Here is a 22,909-nt window from a genome sequence, read left to right as displayed (position 1 = left end):
AACAGAAGGAATAGCAATGACGACAGTTTTTATCAAGGGCTTGGGCCTGATCGGCAGCTCCCTGGCCCGGGCAATCAGAGAGGGGCATCCGGATATCAGAATCCTGGCCTCTGACCCCGACCCTAAAACCCAGGAATACGCCTTAAGCCAGCAATTGGCTGACCAAGTATTTCCAGGTTTACAAGGGGCAGAAGGGGCGGACTACATCATCTTGGCCGGACCAGTTGAAGCCATCAAGGCAGATATTCGGCAATTAAGCCAGATGGAGCTGAAAAAGGGAGTCCTGGTAACTGACGTCGGCTCAATCAAGCAAGCGATTGTTGACCAGGCACGAGCCTTGACCAAAAAGGGGGTCGACTTTATTGCCGGTCACCCCATGGCCGGGTCGCATAAAACCGGGGTTTGGGCCGGCCGGGCCTTGCTCTTCGAGAATGCTTTTTATTTCTTGATCCCAGCTAGTGACCAGTCAGCTGAGCGCTTGCCGGAATTAGAAGACCTGCTTAAAGCCACTAGAGTGAAATGGTTGCAGCTGACGGCAGAAGAACATGACAAGATCGTGGCCCAGATCAGCCACCTGCCGCACATTATCGCTGCCGGCCTGGTCAACCAGACTGAAGAGACTTTTGCTGGCCAGCCGCTAGGAACCAGGCTGGCTGCCGGGGGCTTTAAGTCCATCACCAGAATTGCTTCATCAGACCCGACCATGTGGAGCCAGATTTTATTGAACAATTCAGAGGACATTTTGAAGCAGCTGGCAGAGTTTCAGACTGAGCTCCAGGAAGTAGCTGAAGAGATTAGAGCCGGGGATGCGGCAGCCCTCTATGACTTTTTCCAAAAGGCTAAAATCAGCCGGGACAAGCTGGGGCCAGACCAGGTCGGGGCAGCGCCAGGCCACTACGACCTCTTTGTCAATATTCCCGACCAAGTTGGCGCTTTAGCTGATGTGACCCGCCTGCTGGCCGAAGCTGGCATCAGCATCGTCAGCCTGCAGATTCTGGAAATCAGAGAAGAAATCGACGGGGTCCTGCAACTGACTTTTGCCAGAGAGGCCGACCGCCGGCAGGCTAAGGAAATCCTGGCCGCTTATGAAATGAAAAAGTAGCATCAAAATAAACAAAGAAAAAAGACGCGATCGTTTGAATCGCGTCTTTTTATCATCTAATCGTCAGCCCGCATTAGTTTGCGCTGGATGATGATGCTGATGATGAAGATGATGAGTTCAAGTAGTTAGCCAGCAGGTTCTTGTCCTTCAGGTCCTTGTCCTTGATGTTGACATTGGCCTTCTTCAGAACCTTGCTGATAACCTTGGTCATCGTGTTGGAGTCAGCTGCCCACTTAGCGTAGAGCTGCTTGTCGATGAAGCTCTTGTTCTTAGTGTATGAGCCCTTTTCAGTAGTCTTCAAAACCTTGATGACTTCGTAGCCGGCTGAAGTCTTAACTGGCGTGGTAGTGTATTCGCCTTCCTTAAGCTTCCAAACAGCTGACTTGAAAGTGCTGCTCAAGCTGGTGTCAGTTGAGTCGAAGGCTGCAAGCTTGCCGGCCTTCTTCTTGGTAGCAGTGTCAGTTGAGTACTTCTTAGCCAGAGTAGCGAAGCTAGTACCGCTCTTCAAGTTCTTGATGACAGTTTCAGCAGTTGACTTCTTGGCAACTACAATGTGTTGCACAGTGGTCTTGGTGTGGTAGCTCTTCCACCAGTTCTTTTCTTGAGTTGCAGTTGGCTTCTTCAAGTCCTTCAAAGCGGCAACTGAGTAGAGGTTGGTTGCCAGGTTTTGCTTGAATGACTTAGTAGTCAAGCCACTGTAGCTCAAAACAGTGCTGAAGCTTGAGCCGTATTGCTTCTTGTACTTGTTGTATTCGGCGTCGATCTTCTTTGAAGATACCTTGTCACCGTATTGGGCCTTCAGCGTGCGGTAGATGATCAGGCTGACCAAAGTTGATTGGCCGGCTGAAGTGTCCTTCATAGCTTCGTAGTATTCGTCCTGAGTGATCTTGCCACCCTTGTAGTTAACTACAGTAGCTGAGCTGCTTGAGCAAGCGGCAGTGGACAGACCGATAGCTGCGGCACCTGCCAAAACGGCGATTTTCTTCAAATGCTTTTTCATAAAATTAAATCTCCACATCCTTCATACGTACTGGTTACTAATATAACATATTTTTCCAGCTAGAGAGTTACTGGAGGCAAAGTTCATGAAAAAATCCGCCTTTCTTAGGAATTTCTTTACTAGCTCTTACCGCTTCCAGTTCCAAGGATCCTGGTGCCAAGCCAACAATTCCTTATATTGTTCTTCGCTGACCGTTTCAGCAATTTCTTGTTCAATCAGTTCCCGGTAGTTCAAAAGCGGGGCAAACTTGGTGCCGGCCTTCTTAAAGTTTTCGTCAGCGTCTGGCAAGAGGTAGGTAAAGATTGAGCTGACCCCGTCAACGTGGGCGCCGGTGTCCTTGACTGCTTGCACGGCTGACAAAACGCTGCCGCCAGTTGAAATGAGGTCGTCGATCAAAACGATGTGGTCGTCCATGGACAGGCGGCCTTCGATTTGCCGGCCTTGGCCGTGGTCCTTTGGCTTAGAGCGGACGTAAACCATTGGCAGGTTCATGACTTGGGCAACCCAGGCGGCGTGCGGGATGCCGGCCGTAGCGACACCGCCGATCACCGTAACTTCCGGGAATTCTTGCCTGATCAAGGCGGCCAGGTTTTCAGCGATTGCCTGTCGCAGTTCCGGGAAGGAGATGGTTTGCCGCAGGTCAGTGTAGATCGGGGAGTGCATCCCGCTGGCGTAGACAAAGTCCTTGTCTGGGGAAATAGTCACAATCTTCTTGTCGATCAGCTGGCGGATAATTTCGTTATTTTGCATCGTTCTTGCTCCAATCCTTCAAAATCTCTTCATATGCTTTTTGCGGGTCAGCGGCCTGGGTGATTGGCCGGCCGACAACGATGGCGGTTGACCCGTTTTCCCGCGCCTGGGCAGGTGTTGCCACCCGGGCCTGGTCGTCTTTTTGGTAGCTCTTTGGCCGGATGCCCGGAGTGACGAACATGAAGTCGTCGCTGAATTCACTCTTCATCGCCTTGACTTCTAGTGGTGAGCAGATGATCCCGTCAGCCCCGGCTTCTTGGGCCTGGTGGGCCAGGCTCTTTACTTCGTCAGCCAGGCTGAGTGAGCAGTGCTGTTCATTCTTCAAGACTTCTTCAGAGATGGAAGTCAGTTCAGTCACGGCTAAAAGCTTTGGCACCGGCTTGCCGGCCGGGGTACCTTCGATCAGGCCTTCTTTAGCGGCCTGGATCATCTGCTTGCCGCCCAGGGCGTGGACAGTCGTGCAGTAAACGCCCAAAGCAGCCAGCTGGTGGGCCGTCCGCTTGACGGTGTTGGGAATGTCGTGCAACTTGAGGTCAAGGAAGATCTGGTAGCCCTTGGCGGACAAATCACGGACAATTTTCGGCCCGTACTGGTAGAACATTTCCATTCCCAGCTTGACGTGCAGGCCCTGCTTGTCCTTCAGCTGGTTGAGGAACAGCCACATTTTTTCCTGATCATCATAGTCCAAAGCGATAAATAACGGTTTGTTCATTGCGACTCCTTAAATTTACAAAGCGCGTATGACCGCATAAGAAAAGCCCGCCAGAGTCTACAGAGACCCCAGGCGGGCAGAATGCGTGCATATCAAAAAGATTGTGCTGCTTGTGGTCTCTCTGTACCAATTAAAGCTCAGTTAACAAAAGCCTATCACGAACTTTCTGAAAAATCAAGGGCCCGGCCAGCTTGCCTTTTTTATTTTTTTGTAGGATAATTTTGGCGAATTGAAAAGTTAAAGAAGTCACATGAAGTCACACGGGAGGAAAAATGACCGCAGAAGTTAATTTGGCTGTTGAACTGCCAGGCTTGAAGCTGAAGAATCCGGTAATGCCAGCGAGTGGGACCTTTGCCTTTGGCGACTTGCCAGAGAATTTTAACTGGGACGAGATGGGGGCGATCGTCTTAAAGACTGCCACCCGGCATTCCCGGACCGGCAACCCTCAGCCGCAGATTGCCTTGCTTGCTGACGGGGTCATGAACGCCGTAGGCTTAACCAACCCAGGCGCTGAGGTCGTGGCTAGTGAAAAGATCCCGGCTTTAAGAGAAAAGCACCCGGACCTGCCAATTTTGGCCAGCGTGGGCGGGGAAAGCGTGGAAGACTATGTGGAAGTCGCGGAAATTCTGGCCGCGGCCAAGCCGGACGCTTTAGAGCTTAACTTGTCCTGCCCGAACGTGTCTGAAGGCGGGATGACTTTTGGCATCGTGCCGGAAATGGTGGAAAAGATCACCCGCCTGGTTAAGGAAAAAGTGGACCTGCCGGTATACGTGAAATTGACGCCAAACGTTACCAGCATCGTGGAAATTGCCCAGGCGGCGGAAAGAGGCGGGGCTGATGGCTTGACCTTGATCAACACCTTGCTGGGCCTGCACCTTGATTTAAAGACCCGGCGGCCGGTTTTAGGCAATGACTTTGGCGGCTTGTCCGGTCAAGCGGTTAAGCCAGTGGCTGTCCGCATGGTGGCCCAGGTCAAGCAGGCAACTAGTCTGCCGATCATCGGAGTCGGCGGGATCAACAGCCCGGAAGACGCGGCTGAATTCATCTTGGCTGGGGCCAGCGCTGTCCAGATCGGCAGCATGGCCTTCCATGACAAATTGGCCATCAAGCACGTAGTTGACGGTCTGCCAGCAGTTTTGGCGGACATGGGCGCAAGTGACGTTACCAGCTTGGTTGGCCAGTGGCAGTCAAATAAGGCTTAAATGGCTAAGAATTACTATAGAGAGTACATGTATAAGGTTAAAGAAATAGTCCAATATGAATTTACCAGGGATATAGTTCTTGGATCACCAGATGGTAGTGAAATTACGGTCTTTGACGATTCTGATTTGCTCGGAAATAATGATTTTGACTTTGTAAAAGTAGGTCAGTCTTATGATGTCAAGATTGGTATTCTGGGTGAAATTAGTGAAACGGGGGAAGAATTTATTCTTGGCAAAAATCAAAAAATTGGAGATGTATTCTTCAGACGTTTGCAAGATGCCAAAAATAATATTTTTTATCTAGAACCTGACAATCAAGGAATCACTGATGACAAAATTGGATCTAAGATAAAGATTGCCGTTGAACGGTATGACATACTGCAAGTAAACGATACTATCCATGGCGGATATGTTTAGAGCAAGAAAAAAGTGTTGAGTAATTACTTCATGGTAAGAGTAATCATTCAACACTTTTTTATGTTCTGATTAATTTTCGCTCTCGTTCAGGTCCTGGTTGAGCTCGCTGCTCAGTCTGTCAATCTTGGCCTGCAGGCGGGCGATTTCCTCGTCAGCTTCCTGCTTGAAGCGGTCGACGTCGGTGTTGAGGTCGCTGACCATCTGCTCAGCTGCTGGCAATTCACTGGCTAAGCGGCTGCCGGCTTCCTGGGCCCGGGAGAGGCCGTCTTGCAGGTCTTTGTGGCTTTCTTTGAAGTCTTCCGCGTCTTCTTTGAGATATTCCCTAGTGCTCTTGCCGTTTTCATCTGGCAAAAAGGCGAAGACCGCCCCTGCTGCTGCCCCGAGCAAGAAGCCCAGGCCAAAGTGCTTGAAATTCCGCATTTTTCTTCCCCCTCAGTTAAAACTGGGCCTTGATCCGGTCGCAGACTTCCTGGTACTTCTTTTCGTCGTATTGGTCGGCATTGTTTCTGGTGAAGAACTTGATGCCGTCGCCTTCCCAGCGGGGGATGAAGTGGATGTGAGAGTGCATGACCACCTGGCCGGCAACTTCACCATTGTTGCTGGTGATGTTCATCGCCTGGATTCGCGGGTCAGAAGCCTTGATGGCCTTGGCGATCTCCGGCACGTATTGCATAAAGCGGCTGGCATCTTCAGCGCTGTAGTCAAAGAAGTTGGTCAAGTGCTTCTTTGGTACCATCAATACGTGGCCTTCGTTGACCTGGGAAATGTCCAAAAAGGCCTTCACGTCGTCATTTTCAAAAACGGTGTAGCTGGGAATTTCGCCACGGATAATCTTACAGAATAAACAGTCGTCAATTAATTCAGCCTTAGTCATTGTGTTACCTCTGATCAATTTTAATGAGTTATTTTTTCAGTTTCTCTATGTCTCCATGCTATCATAAGAGGCAGAGAAAAACATGAAGAAAGATAGGGAAAATATGACTCTAGAAATATCGCATTTGACCGGGGGCTACAGCGGCATCCCGGTAATCAAAGACGTCAATCTGACCATCGCTTCCGGTGAGGCGATCGGCTTGATTGGCCTGAACGGGGCCGGCAAGTCCACGACCATCAAGCACTTATTGGGCCTGCTGCGCCCGCAAGCCGGCAAAATTACTTTAAACGGGATCAACTTAGCTGAAAAGCCAGCTGAATTTAAAAAGCTGGTGGCCTACATCCCGGAAACGCCAGTCATCTACCCGGAACTGACCTTGAAAGAGCACCTGGAACTGACCATCCTGGCCTACCAGCTGGATCCGGATAAGGCCTGGGAAAAGGCTCAAGAGCTTTTGACCATGTTCCGCCTGGCAGACAAATTGGACTGGCTGCCGGTGCACTTTTCAAAAGGGATGCAGCAGAAGGTGATGATCGTGGCCGCCTTCTTGACTGACGCCCAGCTTTTAGTGATCGATGAGCCATTTACCGGCCTGGACCCTCTGGCTGTAGCCAACTTCATCGGCCTCATCAAAGAAGCGCAAGAGTCTGGCAAGGAAATTCTGATGACCACCCACGTATTAGCCGATGCCCAGCAGGCCATCAAGACCTACGCGATCTTAAACCAGGGCACGATCGAGTTCACCGGCAGCCTGGATGAAATCAGGGACCACTATGGCTTAAAGGCCAGCGACTCCTTTGACAAGCTCTACCAGCTCTTGTACCAGGAGCAGAAAAATGCGTGAGCTGGCGAAGAAGAGACTGCAAAGCAACTTCCAGCAGTCAGCCAAGTATTTGGCCCTGGTTTTCAACGATTTCTTTGTCCTGGCTCTGATCTTCATCTTTGGGGCAGTCATGTTCTGGTATGCCCAGGTGATGAAGGTCCTGCCGGTAAAGGCCTGGTACTATCCCCTGCTATTATCCGCCTTGCTCTGGCTGGCCTACTTGCCGGGCAAGCTGGTGACCCTCTTGCAGACGGCTGACCGGCAATTCCTGCTGGCCACTGACGACCGGCTGGATGATTACCTGGCTCCCATGCGCCGCTACAGCTTAGTCCTGCCGGCCCTGCTTTTGGCCTTAGCTGGCGGGATTATGTATCCCTTCGCCAGTTTAAAAATGGGCCTGTCCAATCTCAACTACTTTTCCTTGGTCTTGGCCCTCTTTTTTGCCAAGGTCTTTGAGCAGGGGGCGGTCAGCCGCAGCCTAACCTTTGACCACAGGGTTAAGCAGGTGACCTGGCTGATCAGGCTAGTCCTATTAGCCCTGCTTTTGGCGAGTTTGTATTTCTTGCCAAATGCCTTGTACCTGCTTTTGGCTCTTGCCGTTATCGCGGTTTTGGCCTTACGGGCCTGGAAAAATTCCGCCTTTGACTGGCAGTACGCCATTGACTATGAAGCAAGGCGGAAAGAGACGGTTTACGCCGGCTTTGCCATGTTTACCGACGTCAAGGAAAGACAGGCCAACATCAAGCGGCGGAAGTACCTGGACTTTTTATTGCCGCCTTTTGGCAAGGAAAGCCCAAACAGCTTCTTGTACCGGCGGAGCCTTTTGCGGGACCCGGAATACTTGAACCTTTTGGCCCGGATGACGGCCTTTGCCGTTTTATTGACGGCCATGATCCAGGATCCGGTCTGGGCCCTGCTTTTGTCCGCCTTGGTCATGTACTTAACCGTCTGGCAGCTTCTGCCTTTAGGGCAAAAATATGACCAGAACATCATGTACCGGGTCTACCCGATTGCCCAGAAAGACCGGGGGCAGGAAGTCAGCCGGGTTTTGGCCTGGGCCTTGCTTTTGCAGACGGGGCTGATTATAATTTTCTGGCTGGCCATTATGCCGGGCCAATTTGCCTGGAGCCTCCTGCTCTTAGTCTGGTGCGGGCTTTTGGCTAAAGTCTACCTGCCAAATAAGACCCAGCAGCTGGCGAAAAAGGCCCGCTACAAGAAGCGGAGAAAATAGGCAAAAGAATAAAAAATAAAGCAAACAGTAAAACAGATATAGACAAAAAATAGAAAGAACAGAGAGAAAGACATGCGTTTAAAGAACAAGCCTTGGGCAAATGAACTGGTAGAAGAGCACCCGGAAAGCGCCTTGGACCGGCCGGATCCAGCAGAAAAGATTGACTGGGCGGCCCGCTTTGGCAATGATAAGCCGATCGAAATTGAAGTTGGTTCAGGCAAGGGGCAGTTTATTACCACTTTGGCCAAGCAAAACCCGGACCGCAACTTTGTAGCTATGGAAATCCAGAAGACGGCAGCCGGCATCATCTTGAAAAAGAAGCTAGATGAAGGGCTGGACAACCTGCAGATCCTCTGCGCCGACGCGGCCAACCTGGTAGCCTACTTCGGGGAAAACTCCACTAGCAAGATCTACCTCAACTTCAGCGATCCCTGGCCAAAGAGCCGGCATGAAAAGCGCCGTCTGACCTACAAGGACTTTTTGGCCAAGTACCAGGCAGTTTTGACGGGTGATGGGGTGATTGAATTTAAGACCGACAACTCTGGCCTTTTTGCCTACAGCGTCAAGAGCATGAACAATTACGGGATGCACTTTGACTTCGTCTCAGTTGACCTCCACCATGAAAGCGAAGACATCGTGGAAAAGAACGTGGAAACTGAGTATGAGCACAAGTTTGCCAGCAAGGGGCAGCCGATCTACTGCCTGCACGCGGGCTTTTCAGCAAAATAATTCCCTTTGCTGGGAAAATCGGTTAAAATAGCTAGTAAAGTATTCCTTATTAAAAGTAAGCAGGAGGTAAAGATGGAAGAATATAAAGTAGTTGACCAAAAGAAACTGGCCGACTTAGTCAAGAGTGGTCGGACGGTAGTCGAATTTTCAGCCAACTGGTGCTCAGATTGCCGCTTTTTGGAACCGGCCATGCCAGCGATTGAAGCTGACTTCGCAAGCAGCAAGTTTATCAAGATTGACCGGGATGGTTCAATCGACTTATGCAAGGAAATGAACATTATGGGAATTCCTTCATTTGTTGTCTACCAAGATGGGCAAGAAATTGGTAGACTAGTTAATGGAGACCGCAAGACCAAGCAGGAAGTGGAAGCATTTTTGCGGTCGCTTGACTAGATAAGAGGGGACTTGAGATCTAATGATCACTAGCATTAACAAAGTAAGCTATCCCAACACTTTGATCGTCATTTTGGCGCAGGGCGATGGTGAAAGCAATTTCGAAGAAAAGGCTGACGTAACCCGGGTTACGGACGGCAAGGGCGAATTGACTGGCTTTAACTTCTTTAACGTTGACCAGGTATTGGATTATGACAAGCTGCCAAACGGTGAAGTCAAGTTGGACGAAGCACAAGTAGCTGCCTTGAACAAGAAGCTGGCAGAAGTCGGCTTTAGCGACAAGCTGGAAGTTGCCAAGCCAAGCTTGGTTTATGGCTACGTTAAGAGCTGTGAAGTGCACCCAGACAGCGATCACTTGCACATCACCCAAATTGACGTGGGTGACGGGCAAGACCACCAAATCGTTTGCGGGGCGCCTAACATCGCTGAAGGGCAAAAGGTAGTTGTCGCTTTGCCTGGCACCTTGATGCCAAATGGCGCACAGATTTGGCCAGGCGCCTTGCGCGGGGTTGAATCAGACGGCATGATCTGCTCAGCCCGGGAACTGGGCTTGGCCCACGCTCCGCAAAAGCGCGGCATCATGGTTGTGCCTGACAGCTTCAAGGTTGGGGACGAATTCGAACCAACCAAGTGCGACGAATTGCTCGCTAGCGGCGTGATTACGCTGTAAGATCGCTAGAAATCAGAAATCCAGCATTAGCTAAGCTAGTGCTGGATTTTTTCTTTTGTAAAAAAGAGGAAAGTTTGGAAGGAAAAATAGAAGAAAGAACATAAAAGTATAAGTTGGAGTTGAGCGAACACTTGTACCTTTGCTATAATTTTATAAAGATAAAAGACAAGTCGAGGAAAAAAGAATGAGAAACGTCAAATACTGCCCAAACTGTGGCCAGGAACTAGCAAAGGGCAGTGCCTTTTGCTCAAATTGCGGAACCAGCTTGATCGACCAAAGCCAAAAGACCAGCCGGGTAGGCCGCAAGCAGGGTAAGAAGCAGAAAACGACGATTGCCTTAGCAGCCCTAGCCTTGCTAGCTATTGATGGCTACTACTTGTGGGGGAGCAGCCAGTACAGCAAGGACAAGCAGGTCGATTGGATCATGGCGACGCTAGTTAATCCAGACGAGGATGCCACCCGCTACATTGTGGCCGACAGCGCTACTTTAGCGGTCAACCATGAGAATTTGGCACCCTTGCAGAAGTTTTACAAGGAGCACCAAACGGCCGCCAACCGGATGGGGCAGAATTTTAAGGCGGGTGACAACAAGTATGGCGACTTCCGTTTGATTCAAAGCGGCCATTATGCGGGGATTTTTCCAAAATACAAGCTACAGGTAAGAACCTACCAGCCGTCGGTCGTGACCAACCATGAAGGTTCGCAGGTGACGGTCAATGGGGAAAAGGTTGGGAAATTGACTGCCAAAGGCGAGAATGCCTATACCAAGCGGCTTGGGCTGCTATTTCCTGGGAAATATTGGCTAAAAGTGACTGCGGAAGTTGAAGGCCGCAGGCTTTCTGCCAGTTCAACCGTGAACATCAACAGTAACGACACCATCAACTTGAACATCAGCACCAAGACTTTTACCGTCAAAAGCGTGCCCAATGGGGTGGTTTATCTCGATGGGCAAAATGCCGGCAGCTTGGATGACAGCGGCGTCTTGACGCTGAAAGACTACCCGGTGACCAAGAATATGAGCCTTTATGTGGCCTACCAAAATGGGGATAACGTGGTGCAGTCTAGTCCCGTGACTGATCTGGGCAGTGCTTTTGAAGAAGCTAGTGAGGGCTATGATAGCAGTGATGCTGATTATAGCGACCTGGCTAGCGACGAGAGCAGTGAGACTGTGACGGTGCAAGATGATGGTTACCTAATCCAGCCTAAGTGGTCAGGGCTAGTTGGGAAAAGCGTTGCGGAGAGTTTGTTTGATACGAACTATAACGATCCTGACCCAGACCGCTTTGTGGGCGGCAGCTCTAATAGTGGCTACCAGCAGATTAAGTCGGAAAACAACCGGTGGGATGAGTCTGACAAGATCTTGAGCTACTCGCAAACGGCGACTGTGTCTGGCGTTTATCCGCTGAGCGACACAGAGAGTCAGGTCATCTACCGGATCGACTACACCTTCGTTCATGAAAGTGACGTCCACGAGCAAATTTTTGAATATAGCGGCGTGGTGGAGAAATCTGGCAGCGAGTACCTGATCCAGTCATTAGGCGGTGCTAAGAAGATTTCTGATACTACGACGGATGGTTAATAAACCAGAGCTCTTAGGAGCTCTGGTTTTTGTTTTGATTGGGTTAGGAAAATATAGCTGATATATGATCTTTTATTTATTCTTCAAAATTGAGGCAGGGTAAAATGATAATTTAACAGTAATAATTTAAAGCTTAAAAAAGAATGAAACGATAATGCGTGCTTAGTATCTAATATACAGCTTCTACTGAATTTGAAAAGATGAAAGAGAAAACAAAAGACAAACTTAAAGGCAAGAATGGCAATAGACAAGCGATTTTGTGATTTTCATATAGTCAAAAGAAAAACTTTATAAAATCTTAAATCGAAAAGTCGTTGTTATACTACGAATAACAAAGTATTGATCTACGATCAATACTTAAACTGTCAACCATTAAAGATTAAGTTGTAAATGTGAGGTAAGAAGATGGCATTATCCATTGATAATTTAGGCCGTGAAGACTTGGTTACATTGTTGGGTGGTTATATTAACCACACTCAACAGATTAATGAAGCTGAGAATAAGTATTCTGATCGATATGACGAGATTAGAGATAGTCGTTTGTTGGCCGAGTATAAAAAGCCCAAGAATATGATTAAGAATTTTTTACTAGCACCATTTTATGCAAATAAGCTTAGATGGTTAGCGATTTTTTTTGACTTCTGGGGTGCCTTAGGTGTTCTTTTTGCATTCGCTTTTATTTATGAGATTATTTCAGATTTATTTACTGGTAACTTAGCTAATTTAGCTAATAACTTTGTAGATAATCTGACTGAGGTTCTAGCTGGATTGCTTTTAGGGAGTATTGGGTACTTCATGGGAAGAAAAAATTATAAGGAACACTGGTTTAAAAAGAAGATTGAAAGTGGCGATTTAGATACTGACATTGATGTAGAAGCTGATACAGATTCCCTAAGTAATGCTTATAAGAATGAATATAGCAGCCTAGTAAATGATGAAAGATACCAACAATATCTTAGTCTAATTCCGAAGAACTTTACATTGGATGATATTGTAGGGATTCATCAAGTACTGTCTGATTATCGTGCAGATAACTTTAAAGAAGCTGTGAACGTATGGCGTCAAGAACAACATAATCAACGTGTTGAAAACAAGCTGAATGAACAAGATGGGAAGTATGAACAGCTTCGAAACGATCTTTATGATATTCGTCAACAACAAGATGAAGATCGTTCTAGAACTAACTTTATGGCAGATAAACTTGCAACTACTGCAATGAATGCTAGACGTACAGCTGAAAGTGCTGCAAAGAATGCTCAAAATGCTGCAAAGAGTGCTCAAAATGCTAATACAACGTCAAGCCAGACTCAGAACGATTTCGAAAGTTGGAAAAAGAAATATAGTGAATAAATACTAGATAATCTGAATATCAAATAGCGTTGCTACACTGATAAAGCTACAATACTTGGATTCAAGATTTATTTTGAAGAAAAAAGGCGCACTTATATCGAATTAATTTTCGTGTTAGGTGCGCTTATTTTGAAGATTGAAAACTTGGAATGTATTGCGAACCCAATTTAACTTGGATTAATGCGTGTTGTTAGCCAAAAATACTATGTGGTCAAATGTATCTAGCAAACTAACTGACCATTTAACAGATACTGAAAGGTGCTGAAAATTATGAGTAAAAGAGACTGGGACGAATATTTTGCAAAAAGCTCCTGGGAAAGACAGTATGAGTCTGAAAGAAAGCAAAGAATTCTTCGTAATAAAGTTTGGTTTGTAGCAAATATTTTGGTAATTTCAGCTGTTTTTCTTTATATCTTCATTAACTTGATTATTTGGGGAATTAAGGGAATTATAGCATTATTTCACTAACTCTGATGTTATTTTTGAACTGGAATGTAGAAGGAAGACCATTAAGAGATCAATTGTCCAATAGTAACGAGTGGTCATCTGATAAAAAATTCATAACGAAAAAATAAGTTCGATCGAATGATCTTAGAATCGAGGAAATAAAAATGGCTATCTATAGAATAGATAATGTTGAACATAGCGGAATTGGTCAATATGGAGAGGTAATTTGGAACTTTCCAGAAGCATATAATGACGCAAAAGATGGTGATGTTTTAGAAATTCAAAGTAATGTAATTGTGGATCTTAGTTCTTATCAGCCTTACTATCTAAATAATTTTGTTGCGAATAATGACTGTGACTTACTGTTTAATTTGGGTAAAAGAATAACAATTAAAGGAACCACGGGCTCAGGGATTTTAGGCTTTTTTTATGCAGATGATACTAGTGTAGCTCTTAAAGATATAGCAATTGGATCTCAGGGCTATGGAAGCTTATTTGTTAATTCAACATTTGAGTTTGATAATGTATCGTTTATCAAAACTTCAGAGGATGGAAGTCCGAGTGTAGAGTTACAAGGGTCAACAGGTAGGATCAACAATTGCTTTTTTAATAAGGATTATTCTATGGGGAGTACTTCAGGGCTAAGTGTGGTTAACAGTAAGCTAGAAGTAATTGATACAGTATTTAATTCAAGAATCTTTCTTATGAATAATGCAGAGACAACTTTCAATAACTGTGTTCAATTTGTTTCAGGAAATAAAGAATGTGATTTTATTGGAAGAGAGTCAAAAGTTGAATTTATGAATTCAGCATTTCTTGTACCCGAAAATACAGAAGTAGGGGATAAGTATTATGTGTATTTGCAAAACTGCAAGTTTTCAATGGTTAATACCACTATTAAGGGGTCTTTGCACATTGAATAATGGGATCAGTTATGTCTATTTGCAATTCATTATAAAAACATATTGCCTATATTTGATGATTTATCTACCTAATTTGAACATTGCAAGAAAGGATCTTAAATTTTGATTATCAATATTTGTCCAGAGTTGGACTTAATGGGTATGCATGGATCTACCAGTTTTGGTGACGCTATTAGGCTTATGTCAACACCAGGCGAAGAGATGACTGTTGTTTCTAATAGTACTTCTACAAGTGTTCGGTCAATTGACGTGATGCGGGATGTTACCTTTAAAGGTAAATTTAGCATGTCTGTTTGTTTACATGGCAATATAAATGTAACTTTTGATACGGCAGAAGTTATGAATACAACTCTTGGAAATTCTGCAATCTATATAGCCAAAGATTTTATTGGTACTTTAACAATCAAGGATTCAATAATTAGATTTAGAGCCATTGAAGGTGCACGTGACGGTGTTGCGATTTCAACTGAAAGTTTTGATAGTACTTTTGATGTTTTAAAGGTTATTAATTCGACCATAGATGGCGTCATGAGTGTATCTGATAGGTGCCAGATGTTTGGAGAGGTTAGAATTAATACCCGTGGGAATGAAACAGACGGGTATACAACCGTTGTTCTGGCAAGACATTTTGATGCATCGCAGGCTACTATTATTAATGATGGCTTTGCTACCTATTTTGCTTCAATACAAAGTGGCAACTTGCAAAAGATGAAAGTCTTGTCAGGACCCGCCGAATTTGATGGTTCATGGAATATTGACAATTTTGAAATCGATATCGTTTCCCCAAGATTTGAAGAAAAATCTGATGTTATTCGGTTCCCGATTCTCAATAGTGATCATATTTCCGATGTAACCATAACAAAGGGAATTAATGTCATCAATGCACCTGCAGACGATACAATTGTTAATGCATCAAATGTTAACCTTACTTTTTCAGGTGGGATTGTTGGGAGTTTAGACAGACCGTATGAATACAAAGGAATATTAGAAAACTCAACAGTTAAAAATGATGGTGCCGAAGAGAATCTGAATTGGACAATTATTGGTTCCAACGTCTACGTTGATAATGCTGAGCGACAAACCGGTTTAAGTAAAGTGGCAGAGCTTTATCCAAATAGTTTAAAGCTTGTTACATTAGAAAACTATCTTAATGCCCAAGAGAATGTTGAGGAAGATATTGCTGACGCTTCAGATGGAGATCAACAAGGTGTTCAAGATGATAACTTTGAGGATGTGGAGTCTTTTGATGATTTCTCAGATGAAGACTCTTTTGATACTGCTTCAGATGAAAATATATATGATGATTATCCAGATGAAAGTGATGTCGAGATTGAGGCTGAGTTAAATCGCCGGATAAAAGCTTGGGGCGATAGTTTTACTATCGATAAGAATCTCATGCATATTAAAGAAGTCATTACTCTCGTCAATCGTTTAGACGATGAATACGATCGTATTTTTTGGTATAAGCAGGGCTACCAGTTAATGACAAGTCACCTTCTTGACGAATCAGTTCATGAAGATGTCCCCCCATTCTACGTTGTCAAAATCTTCCCGTATATGGCCAAAACAGTAGCCAACCTGCACCGTGCACAAGAACGTAATGACCAGGAACGAATCCGTTTGGAAAGCGCCCACTATCAAGACGTTCAATATTTCTTAAAGTGGGCAGATCAGCATAAAACGGCTGAACGCCTTGACAACATCATTATCATCCACAGCGATTATCCTTTTAGAAGTTTTAGAGAAGAGTTTACCTCGGAACAATGGCACAAAATATATTTGGAATACCAGGAATATATGCTTTCAGAGGCAGGGTACTATCATGATTTATCAGGATATGGTGGAAATGAATAGGTGATAGGAAGCTCAATTTAATAGTAGATTATTAGAAAAAATAAAGGATGTAATAATGTTGAATTACTGACAATCTAGATAAATTTATCATTACTATAAAATAAATGTGTTACATATATATTAAGAAAGATAAAAAATGAAAACAAACATCGCAGTATATTCTATGATTCCATATTCTGGTCATATTTTGGGAATAGATATCGGTACAAAAAATCTAAGTGACATAACTGATCCAGTGTACTATAGACTCTACCAGGTAATTTCTCAGAATGAAGTATCTGCTGACTTGCTAGATAGTGCTTTAGAGCACCTGAGACACCGGCAAATATATGGAGAGAGTGATAATTTGCCTTTATTTGTGACCCCACGATTTGATCCTTTAGACCAATTAGATCGTGAATTTTATCAAGAAATTTCCCAAACCGGTGTCCCTAATATATCTAATCCATTAGAACATTGTGTGGAAATACAAGCTGCACTTCGTAATCAGGAAGATTTTTATCATAAGTATGCTAAAAAAATTTCTAAATGGTCAAAAGATTTTTCAAAGAAGCGAAAAGAAATGGGTTACGTGGCTGAGCCTACTTCAGGCGTTATGGTCCTAAAGGATTGTGAGCTTTCCAAAAATATTTTGTTCGAAGAAAATATTCCAATTTGGACTTTGAATCATGTGGGAGCAGTAGAAATTGGACTAACTGAGTTTGAATTAGCAAATAAAATATGTCAAGAAAAAAGAGGCAGTTCATCCCCATTAAAAAAATTGGGAGGTTTTTTCCGGCATAAGTAAATTGCAACTTTGAGAAATATATCTTGGTGTTGGAGATGATGATGCTAAGATAGTTGGCACAGTTGCTTTAAATAAACGATAAACAACTGTGTTATTACCAAAATAGTCTTTACAAGATTAGTTTGGGACATCCTATTTTTGAAATGCTGCTTTTAGAAATAGATAATTAAAAGGAATTGCTTAATGTTAAATAACTATAGAGTCATCGGTAAGGACAACGATAATGTTGACATTGGCTTTGGCGTCAAGCAGGTTCAAGACAATGAGATTGATCCAGCCATTTTAACACAATATCTCAAGATAAATGATCAGAAAGGCAGTTTTCCTGGTTATGGAGGCCTGCCCATCTGGTATCAGCCGGATAATAGGGCTGTCAAAGAACTCTTGACTCCAGATGAAAAAGTAAATACTGATACGAGGGAAATTCTTCAGGATGCTGTCCATCATGTGGATAACAATGGGTATTACTATATCGACCAGTCAACTGTTAACTCGATGATTATTGGGGTCACCCGGTCTGGTAAAGGTCAAAAGATTATCATGCCTCTTTTGAATATTTTGGCTAGAGGCGAAGAAAAACCAACTGTTATTATCCATGATCCTAAAGGTGAACTGCTTAGAGATAGTGGCAACTTTTTCAAAGACAATGGATATAAGATCTACAACTTTAATCCAAGCGATTCAAGCACCAGTTCCCACTGGAATATTTTTGAAACGGCATATCAGGCAATCGTTAAAGAAAATGCTGATGCTTTTGATGAAGCTATCCATGAATTAGTTGATATTCTGGTGCCTGTTGATGAATCCAGTTATGATAAGTATTGGAATGATGCTGCTAGAAATGTCTGTGAAGCACTATTACGATATTTTTTAATTACCAACACCTATCAAATAGTTGGTGAATTTGATGATACTATTCGTCTAACTTTGGCAAAAAAGCCTCCTGTGTATCGAGATTTTGTTACTTTTGTAACTGAGTGCGTGTCGCGAAGCAATAACAGGCAGGAAGATCTTCTTGACAGGCTGACACTTTACACTTTGAAAAACTATAGTAAGTTTTATTCGGGGAGTAAGGAAGAAAGAGAAACTTTTTTGAATAATAAAACTTCCGACTACCTACGAATTGAACCTATCTTGACCACGAACGGAAGGCTTGCATGTTTATGTCAAAATATGGAAAAATTTGGCCTTGATCCACATTCATTCTTCTGGTATCAGCAAATTGTTAGTGCACAAGATATGTGGATTAAAAACCAGCCGAGTTCCGAGAAAATGCGGTCCAGCATTCTAGGCTGCATGACGGGGCCTATGGGACAAATGGAATCAACTAGTTTGTTTGAAATCACTAGCGATAATGAAATCAATTTCCCAGATCTTTTAAAAGAACCAAGCGCGATCTACCTACAAAGTTCCGTTCGGGCGCCGCAATTGAACGGCTTTTTGACCCTCTTTATCAACCGTTTTTACAATTATGTCTTTGATCAAGACCGCCAGACCCAAAAGCCGGGTGACCACCGCCGTGTACACTTTGTGATTGATGAGTTGCCGCTTTTAAACAGAATTCCAAATCTCAGCGGCAAATTGGCCAGTGGGCTAGGTAGTCAATTGCTCTTTGATTTGGCAATACAGGACATTGACCAGTTGCAAAACCGCTATGGAAGTGAGGCAAGCAGTATCTTGGCTAACTGCTCCAATACCATGTTTATTGCTGGTGATGGTAAAACTATTGACTACCTAGAAAGCCGGTCAGCAGGCTTAATTACAAAAAAAGAGTTATCTTATAAAGGTGATAATACAGTATATCTTTTCCGTTCCCTTGTCACGCAAAAAATGTTAGGAAGGAATCAATCAAGTCTTCCGATCTGCTGTAAGACTATGCCTTTCTATTTTATGATTGCAAATATTCAGCCCTTTTCTCTACCTAGAAAGGTAGAGAAAAAAGGTGTACCTTCTTTTGAAAGTATAGAAGAATACAATAAGAAAATGCACATGTTGGAAGTGAAAAAAGGTAAACGTGCGTTGACTGAAGAGCTTGAATCTACAGATGTTAATATTAAATGTGTTATTGATACCGTTAAGAAAGGAAGAAAGACCAATCCGATATATGACGATCCGATAGATCATGGTCTTCCAATGGCTTAGGGTAAATTGTCTTTATTCGACTTTGTTCAGCCTATTGGCGATGATGGTGATTATGTCATCCGGCCTGATTGTAAGCCTTTGATTTCTGAGGCGCTGAATAATATGAATTGTGATATTCATAAACTTAAGCGGAGAGATTCAGTTATTACGATGTATGGCTCTGTGATGGCTACATACTTAAGCGATAAAAATGAATGGGATATAAGTGATGATATGGTAAAAATTTTGGTGGGTGATTTTGCTTATTTTGATATTTTGCCAGTTGAGTTTGATGATGCATTGGGGGTAGCTGTCGATAAACTTAAAAGTATCGATGAAGATGGCGATGCCGAAGATGATGAAGTCGAAGATGCCGATGAAGACAAAGTCGAAGATGACGAAGTCGAAGATGATTATTACAAAAGTCAACTCGAATTTGCTGATTCTATTATTAGGTCTGATATTTATATGATGCAAGAGAATCCACAATTCAGGGTGTCGATAGCTCAAGGCAAATTGTCATTCACTGACTTTGTTCAGCCTATTGGCGATGATGGTGATTATGTCATCCGGCCTGAATATAAGCGCTTTATTTCCGAAGCGCTGAATAATACGAATTGTGATATTCATAAACTAAAGCGGAGAGATTCAGTTATTACGATGTATGGCTCTGTGATGGCTACATACTTAAGCGATAAAAATGAATGGGATATAAGTGATGACCTGGTAAAGCTTTTACTTTGTTATTATGCTACTGGTCTTGTGCCCGTTGAGTTTGATAATGCGATGGCTGCTACGGTCGGTAAATTACAAAACTAGAAGTTTATTATTTAGATAGAAGTTATGAGTATATTGACCCTCTCATAATGATCCAAGTTTCTTGATTATATCTGGAATAATATTTAAGTTTGGTAAAATTGTTAATCCTCTTTTATTGGAATTGTATTTGTTTGTAAAGAGAGAAATAAATGAAAGCAAGAAAATTTTTGACAGTATTGTCGGCAGCTAGTGCGCTGTTACTAGTTGCGGGATGCAGCAACAGCCAACAATCCTCTGAAAAGACAGCGAAGCAAAGCAGCAAAAAGCAGTCTTCTGAGAAGAGTTCTAGCAAGAAATCATCTTCCAAGAAGACTGTAAAAAAGCAATCTAGTGAGAGCTCCTCATCTGAAGCTAGCTCTTCTAGTTCAAGTAGCCAGACTTCACAATCAAGTAGCAGTAGCATTACAAGCAGTCAGTCATCATCAAGCGCGGTTTCTAGCTCATCCAGCAGCAGTCAAACACAGAAGTATGCTGATGAAGAATACGCTGCTGCAGTTTGGCTAACTGGTGAAAATGCAAAATATGGTTTTAGCGAATCTAGTGTCTTCTACCATTCAGACAAGGTCGCTAATATGTACATTTATCAGGGGCAAAAATATGCCAATCAGACCCATATTACAGTTAATGCCAACGATGTCTTGGTAGAGTACGACGTTGTTCCAGGAGCCCACCCACATGGAATGGACCAGAAAACTTTTACCAAGGAAGAACTAAATAAAACCATTGCTCAGCATAAGCAAGAAATCGATGACTACATCAGCGAGCAAGGCAGCAACCAAGACGAAGACTACTAATCACTTACTTAATCCAAACCTGATTTTTCCTCAATTTTTTCAAAAGAGCTCGGCTAGAGCTCTTTTTTCTTTTCCTATTAATGCTAAAATTAGAAGCGAATGATTGAAGATAATGGAGCAATACAATGTTAGATAAGACAAAACAAATTTGGTTTATTGGTATCAAGGGTACCGGGATGGCATCCCTAGCCCTGATCTTGCACGACTTAGGCTACAACGTTGCCGGCAGTGATATCGACAAGTACACCTTTACTCAAGACCCGCTCAAGGCAGCTGGGATTGAAGTTGCTTCTTTTTCAAAGGACAACATCAAAGGCGAAGGGCAAGTCATCGTCAAGGGTAACGCCTTTAAGAGCGACAACATTGAAGTGGCTGCTTGCGAAGAAAAGGGCGTTGCTTGGCAAAGCTACCCAGACACGGTTGAAGAAATTGTCCAACAATACACTAGTATTGGCGTTGCTGGCTCACACGGCAAGACTTCAACCACTGGCCTCTTGGCAACGGTTTTGAGTGAAGCCGCACCAACTTCCTTCTTGATTGGTGACGGGATGGGGAAAGGCGTTAAAAATTCTCGCTTCTTCGTCTACGAAGCTGACGAATACCGCCGGCACTTCTTAGCCTACCACCCGGACTATCAGATCATGACCAACGTCGACTTTGACCACCCAGACTACTTCAAAGACCGTGACGACTACGCCAGCGCCTTCCAAACTGCTGCTGACCAAACCAAGAAGGCACTGTTCGTTTGGGGCGATGACGAGCGCTTGAAGCAGATCACGCCAAAGACCGCCAAGAAGTACACTTACGGCTTGAAGGACAGCGATGACTTCCAAGCCTTTGACGTGGTGAAGACCACCAAGGGTGCTAAGTTCCATGTTCGGGCCCACGGGGAAGATTTGGGCGAATTTACGATCCACCTCTTTGGTGACCACAATGTGATGAACGCTACGGCGGTTATTGCAATTGCCGTGACTGAAGGAATTGACCTAAACTTGGTCAGAAAGGGTTTAGTCAAGTACACCGGGGCAAAGCGTCGTTTTAGTGAAAAGGACTTTGGCGACACGGTGGTAATTGATGACTATGCTCACCACCCAACGGAACTGCGGGCAACAATTCAAGCTGCCCGGCAGAAGTTCCCCGATCGGAAATTGGTAACGATCTTCCAGCCGCACACTTACTCTAGAACCAAGGAGTTTGCAGAAGAATACGTGGAAATTCTGAAGGGAGTCGACAAGGCCTTCTTGACGCCGATCTACGGGTCAGCTAGAGAGAAGGCTGGCGATATCAAGAGCGAAGATATTACCAGTCAGATTCCAGGTGCGGAAGTTATCGACTTCGATAACTTGAAGGATCTTTTGGCCTACAAGGGCGAATGCATCGTCTTTATGGGGGCCGGGGATATTCCAAAATACGAAGTAGCATTTGAGAAGATGCTGGAAGAATAGAAATCTTTCTTATTGTAAAAATTCAAAAGACGAGATCGTTGTTGAAGATCTTGTCTTTTTGTTTGCAAAAGCATAATAATATTGTTACTTGTTTATGATGAAAGGGCTGATTATCGCGATACGTAATAGTATTGACAATAATGTGAACGGATTTAAAATATAGTGTGAAGGCAATATATAGTGTAAATAATGGATTTATAACTAAGCTGTGGTTTAGCCGGGTTGTTTGCTTACCATGATGTTATAGCCTTCGAGTAATTATAATTATAACAATTTTGCTTTTCATAGAAAGTGGGGATTAGCAAAATGTTGTCTAAGAACAATCGAAAGTTGCAAGAGCGCAAGCTTGAAGAAAAGCAACACTTTGGGTTTAGAAAATATAGTTTTGGTTTAGCTTCAGCCTTGATTGGTGTGTCATTCATGCTGGGAACTGGCAATACTGTTTCAGCAGATACGCCTACTCCGTCTGAAACGGCATCAACCACTACTACGAGCAGTGCTGGTTCAGCTGCTACGTCTAGTTCAGAAGCAACCGAGAATAAGGGTACTGATGCGGCTGCAGGTACAACTGATACTTTAGCTGCTGAAACTAAGACCGACTCAACGGCTACAACTCCAGCTAACAATTCGACAGCTGAAACTAAGACTGTAGCAGCCGCTACTACGAACAGTGCTGGTTCAGTAGTTAATGACGCAAGTAATAATCCAACCACACCTACTGCACCCGAGAATAAGAGTACTGATGCGGCTGCAGGTACAACTGATACTTCTGCAACCAATCCCAATCCTAAGACCAGTACTGACAAAGCTTTAGAAAAGCCGAGTGAAAATAAGGGATCAGTTGACTCAGCAGGTACTGATTCAACTGCCCCAGCAAAGGCTGCCCC

At 44.1% G+C, this 22,909-nt stretch carries 23 protein-coding genes and 2 pseudogenes; 20 read left to right on the top strand and 5 right to left on the bottom strand.

Annotation, left to right across the window (positions count from 1 at the left end; all coding sequences use genetic code 11):
- Window positions 1-16 precede the first annotated feature (16 nt).
- Window positions 17-1,102, top strand: a complete 1,086-nt coding sequence (locus ACLUXO_RS07015; protein WP_412136925.1) for a prephenate dehydrogenase — start codon at window positions 17-19, stop codon at window positions 1,100-1,102.
- A 73-nt stretch (window positions 1,103-1,175) separates the two neighbouring features.
- Here the strand turns inward: ACLUXO_RS07015 and ACLUXO_RS07010 are convergent, their stop codons facing one another.
- The 3 genes from ACLUXO_RS07010 to pyrF all read right to left on the bottom strand — a co-directional run bounded on the left by ACLUXO_RS07010 (window position 1,176) and on the right by pyrF (window position 3,564).
- Entirely contained in the window at window positions 1,176-2,102 is a 927-nt protein-coding gene (locus tag ACLUXO_RS07010) for a peptidylprolyl isomerase PrsA (protein WP_412136924.1), read from the bottom strand.
- A gap of 126 nt (window positions 2,103-2,228) precedes the next feature.
- Window positions 2,229-2,852 (bottom strand): orotate phosphoribosyltransferase, encoded by a 624-nt coding sequence (gene pyrE / locus ACLUXO_RS07005; RefSeq protein ID WP_279189184.1) that lies wholly within the window; start codon window positions 2,850-2,852, stop codon window positions 2,229-2,231.
- Entirely contained in the window at window positions 2,842-3,564 is a 723-nt protein-coding gene (gene pyrF, locus ACLUXO_RS07000) for an orotidine-5'-phosphate decarboxylase (protein WP_412136923.1), read from the bottom strand. The genes pyrE and pyrF overlap by 11 nt, the downstream gene beginning before the upstream one ends.
- Window positions 3,565-3,836: 272 nt before the next feature.
- Between pyrF and ACLUXO_RS06995 the strand changes: the two genes are divergently transcribed.
- Together ACLUXO_RS06995 and ACLUXO_RS06990 are read left to right on the top strand one after the other, a co-directional pair.
- A complete protein-coding gene (locus ACLUXO_RS06995) occupies window positions 3,837-4,766 on the top strand; it encodes a dihydroorotate dehydrogenase (protein WP_279189186.1) in 930 nt (309 codons plus the stop codon).
- Window positions 4,767-5,183: a hypothetical protein gene (locus ACLUXO_RS06990; protein WP_279189187.1), complete on the top strand. Its 417-nt coding sequence runs from the start codon at window positions 4,767-4,769 to the stop codon at window positions 5,181-5,183.
- A 69-nt stretch (window positions 5,184-5,252) separates the two neighbouring features.
- Here the strand turns inward: ACLUXO_RS06990 and ACLUXO_RS06985 are convergent, their stop codons facing one another.
- Both ACLUXO_RS06985 and ACLUXO_RS06980 read right to left on the bottom strand, forming a co-directional pair.
- Window positions 5,253-5,603 carry a hypothetical protein gene (locus ACLUXO_RS06985; protein ID WP_412136922.1) on the bottom strand — a complete coding sequence of 117 codons (351 nt, stop codon included), beginning with the start codon at window positions 5,601-5,603 and terminating at the stop codon, window positions 5,253-5,255.
- Between the two features lie 16 nt (window positions 5,604-5,619).
- Window positions 5,620-6,057 carry an HIT family protein gene (locus tag ACLUXO_RS06980; RefSeq protein WP_412136921.1) on the bottom strand — a complete coding sequence of 146 codons (438 nt, stop codon included), beginning with the start codon at window positions 6,055-6,057 and terminating at the stop codon, window positions 5,620-5,622.
- Window positions 6,058-6,160: 103 nt separating this feature from the next.
- Here ACLUXO_RS06980 and ACLUXO_RS06975 point away from each other — a divergent pair, with 103 nt between their 5' ends.
- The 17 genes and pseudogenes from ACLUXO_RS06975 to ACLUXO_RS06895 form a co-directional block, all read left to right on the top strand.
- Entirely contained in the window at window positions 6,161-6,901 is a 741-nt protein-coding gene (locus ACLUXO_RS06975; protein WP_412136940.1) for an ABC transporter ATP-binding protein, read from the top strand.
- Window positions 6,894-8,111 (top strand): ABC transporter permease, encoded by a 1,218-nt coding sequence (locus tag ACLUXO_RS06970; protein ID WP_412136920.1) that lies wholly within the window; start codon window positions 6,894-6,896, stop codon window positions 8,109-8,111. Before ACLUXO_RS06975 ends, ACLUXO_RS06970 begins: the two co-directional genes overlap by 8 nt.
- Before the next feature lie 72 nt (window positions 8,112-8,183).
- Window positions 8,184-8,840, top strand: coding sequence for a tRNA (guanosine(46)-N7)-methyltransferase TrmB (trmB, locus tag ACLUXO_RS06965; protein ID WP_412136919.1), 657 nt, complete (start codon window positions 8,184-8,186; stop codon window positions 8,838-8,840).
- A gap of 72 nt (window positions 8,841-8,912) precedes the next feature.
- Window positions 8,913-9,233, top strand: coding sequence for a thioredoxin family protein (locus tag ACLUXO_RS06960; protein WP_412136918.1), 321 nt, complete (start codon window positions 8,913-8,915; stop codon window positions 9,231-9,233).
- A 22-nt stretch (window positions 9,234-9,255) separates the two neighbouring features.
- Entirely contained in the window at window positions 9,256-9,903 is a 648-nt protein-coding gene (gene ytpR, locus ACLUXO_RS06955; protein ID WP_412136917.1) for a YtpR family tRNA-binding protein, read from the top strand.
- A 184-nt stretch (window positions 9,904-10,087) separates the two neighbouring features.
- On the top strand, window positions 10,088-11,482 hold the full coding sequence (locus ACLUXO_RS06950) for a TcaA 3rd/4th domain-containing protein (RefSeq protein ID WP_412136916.1): 1,395 nt from the start codon (window positions 10,088-10,090) through the stop codon (window positions 11,480-11,482).
- A 405-nt stretch (window positions 11,483-11,887) separates the two neighbouring features.
- Entirely contained in the window at window positions 11,888-12,832 is a 945-nt protein-coding gene (locus ACLUXO_RS06945) for a hypothetical protein (RefSeq protein ID WP_412136915.1), read from the top strand.
- A gap of 270 nt (window positions 12,833-13,102) precedes the next feature.
- Window positions 13,103-13,300: a hypothetical protein gene (locus tag ACLUXO_RS06940; RefSeq protein WP_412136914.1), complete on the top strand. Its 198-nt coding sequence runs from the start codon at window positions 13,103-13,105 to the stop codon at window positions 13,298-13,300.
- A gap of 143 nt (window positions 13,301-13,443) precedes the next feature.
- Window positions 13,444-14,202: a hypothetical protein gene (locus ACLUXO_RS06935; protein WP_412136913.1), complete on the top strand. Its 759-nt coding sequence runs from the start codon at window positions 13,444-13,446 to the stop codon at window positions 14,200-14,202.
- Window positions 14,203-14,304: 102 nt separating this feature from the next.
- Window positions 14,305-16,056: a hypothetical protein gene (locus ACLUXO_RS06930; protein ID WP_412136912.1), complete on the top strand. Its 1,752-nt coding sequence runs from the start codon at window positions 14,305-14,307 to the stop codon at window positions 16,054-16,056.
- A gap of 136 nt (window positions 16,057-16,192) precedes the next feature.
- The gene (locus ACLUXO_RS06925; protein WP_412136911.1) at window positions 16,193-16,843 is read left to right on the top strand and encodes a hypothetical protein; all 651 of its coding nucleotides are present in this window, start codon (window positions 16,193-16,195) and stop codon (window positions 16,841-16,843) included.
- A gap of 183 nt (window positions 16,844-17,026) precedes the next feature.
- Entirely contained in the window at window positions 17,027-18,985 is a 1,959-nt protein-coding gene (locus tag ACLUXO_RS06920) for a type IV secretory system conjugative DNA transfer family protein (protein ID WP_412136910.1), read from the top strand.
- Window positions 18,986-18,991: 6 nt separating this feature from the next.
- Entirely contained in the window at window positions 18,992-19,783 is a 792-nt protein-coding gene (locus ACLUXO_RS06915; protein ID WP_412136909.1) for a hypothetical protein, read from the top strand.
- A gap of 149 nt (window positions 19,784-19,932) precedes the next feature.
- Window positions 19,933-20,577, top strand: a complete 645-nt coding sequence (locus tag ACLUXO_RS06910) for a hypothetical protein (RefSeq protein ID WP_412136908.1) — start codon at window positions 19,933-19,935, stop codon at window positions 20,575-20,577.
- 125 nt (window positions 20,578-20,702) lie between these two features.
- The gene (murC, locus tag ACLUXO_RS06905; protein WP_412136907.1) at window positions 20,703-22,022 is read left to right on the top strand and encodes a UDP-N-acetylmuramate--L-alanine ligase; all 1,320 of its coding nucleotides are present in this window, start codon (window positions 20,703-20,705) and stop codon (window positions 22,020-22,022) included.
- 306 nt (window positions 22,023-22,328) lie between these two features.
- Window positions 22,329-22,424: pseudogene (locus ACLUXO_RS06900) on the top strand (YSIRK-type signal peptide-containing protein); the annotation flags it as partial.
- An 18-nt stretch (window positions 22,425-22,442) separates the two neighbouring features.
- Window positions 22,443-22,909: pseudogene (locus tag ACLUXO_RS06895) on the top strand (hypothetical protein); the annotation flags it as partial.

Source organism: Lactobacillus delbrueckii subsp. bulgaricus, from assembly GCF_046938665.1.
GTDB lineage: Bacteria > Bacillota > Bacilli > Lactobacillales > Lactobacillaceae > Lactobacillus > Lactobacillus delbrueckii_C.
Note: the sequence above shows the minus strand (reverse complement) of the source record. Positions and strands in the feature narration are given on the sequence as shown.

Bases quoted from the DNA above. Each gene is read 5' to 3' on its own strand.
- pyrF (WP_412136923.1), bottom strand. From the start codon at position 3,564: ATGAACAAACCGTTATTTATCGCTTTGGACTATGATGATCAGGAAAAA.
- ACLUXO_RS06950 (WP_412136916.1), top strand. From the start codon at position 10,088: ATGAGAAACGTCAAATACTGCCCAAACTGTGGCCAGGAACTAGCAAAG.
- trmB (WP_412136919.1), top strand. From the start codon at position 8,184: ATGCGTTTAAAGAACAAGCCTTGGGCAAATGAACTGGTAGAAGAGCAC.
- ACLUXO_RS06920 (WP_412136910.1), top strand. From the start codon at position 17,027: ATGTTAAATAACTATAGAGTCATCGGTAAGGACAACGATAATGTTGAC.
- ACLUXO_RS06970 (WP_412136920.1), top strand. From the start codon at position 6,894: ATGCGTGAGCTGGCGAAGAAGAGACTGCAAAGCAACTTCCAGCAGTCA.
- ACLUXO_RS06940 (WP_412136914.1), top strand. From the start codon at position 13,103: ATGAGTAAAAGAGACTGGGACGAATATTTTGCAAAAAGCTCCTGGGAA.
- ACLUXO_RS06925 (WP_412136911.1), top strand. From the start codon at position 16,193: ATGAAAACAAACATCGCAGTATATTCTATGATTCCATATTCTGGTCAT.
- ACLUXO_RS06960 (WP_412136918.1), top strand. From the start codon at position 8,913: ATGGAAGAATATAAAGTAGTTGACCAAAAGAAACTGGCCGACTTAGTC.
- ACLUXO_RS06975 (WP_412136940.1), top strand. From the start codon at position 6,161: ATGACTCTAGAAATATCGCATTTGACCGGGGGCTACAGCGGCATCCCG.
- ACLUXO_RS06910 (WP_412136908.1), top strand. From the start codon at position 19,933: ATGAAAGCAAGAAAATTTTTGACAGTATTGTCGGCAGCTAGTGCGCTG.
- ACLUXO_RS06985 (WP_412136922.1), bottom strand. From the start codon at position 5,603: ATGCGGAATTTCAAGCACTTTGGCCTGGGCTTCTTGCTCGGGGCAGCA.
- ACLUXO_RS06990 (WP_279189187.1), top strand. From the start codon at position 4,767: ATGGCTAAGAATTACTATAGAGAGTACATGTATAAGGTTAAAGAAATA.
- ACLUXO_RS06980 (WP_412136921.1), bottom strand. From the start codon at position 6,057: ATGACTAAGGCTGAATTAATTGACGACTGTTTATTCTGTAAGATTATC.
- murC (WP_412136907.1), top strand. From the start codon at position 20,703: ATGTTAGATAAGACAAAACAAATTTGGTTTATTGGTATCAAGGGTACC.
- ACLUXO_RS06935 (WP_412136913.1), top strand. From the start codon at position 13,444: ATGGCTATCTATAGAATAGATAATGTTGAACATAGCGGAATTGGTCAA.
- ytpR (WP_412136917.1), top strand. From the start codon at position 9,256: ATGATCACTAGCATTAACAAAGTAAGCTATCCCAACACTTTGATCGTC.
- ACLUXO_RS07010 (WP_412136924.1), bottom strand. From the start codon at position 2,102: ATGAAAAAGCATTTGAAGAAAATCGCCGTTTTGGCAGGTGCCGCAGCT.
- pyrE (WP_279189184.1), bottom strand. From the start codon at position 2,852: ATGCAAAATAACGAAATTATCCGCCAGCTGATCGACAAGAAGATTGTG.
- ACLUXO_RS06945 (WP_412136915.1), top strand. From the start codon at position 11,888: ATGGCATTATCCATTGATAATTTAGGCCGTGAAGACTTGGTTACATTG.
- ACLUXO_RS07015 (WP_412136925.1), top strand. From the start codon at position 17: ATGACGACAGTTTTTATCAAGGGCTTGGGCCTGATCGGCAGCTCCCTG.
- ACLUXO_RS06995 (WP_279189186.1), top strand. From the start codon at position 3,837: ATGACCGCAGAAGTTAATTTGGCTGTTGAACTGCCAGGCTTGAAGCTG.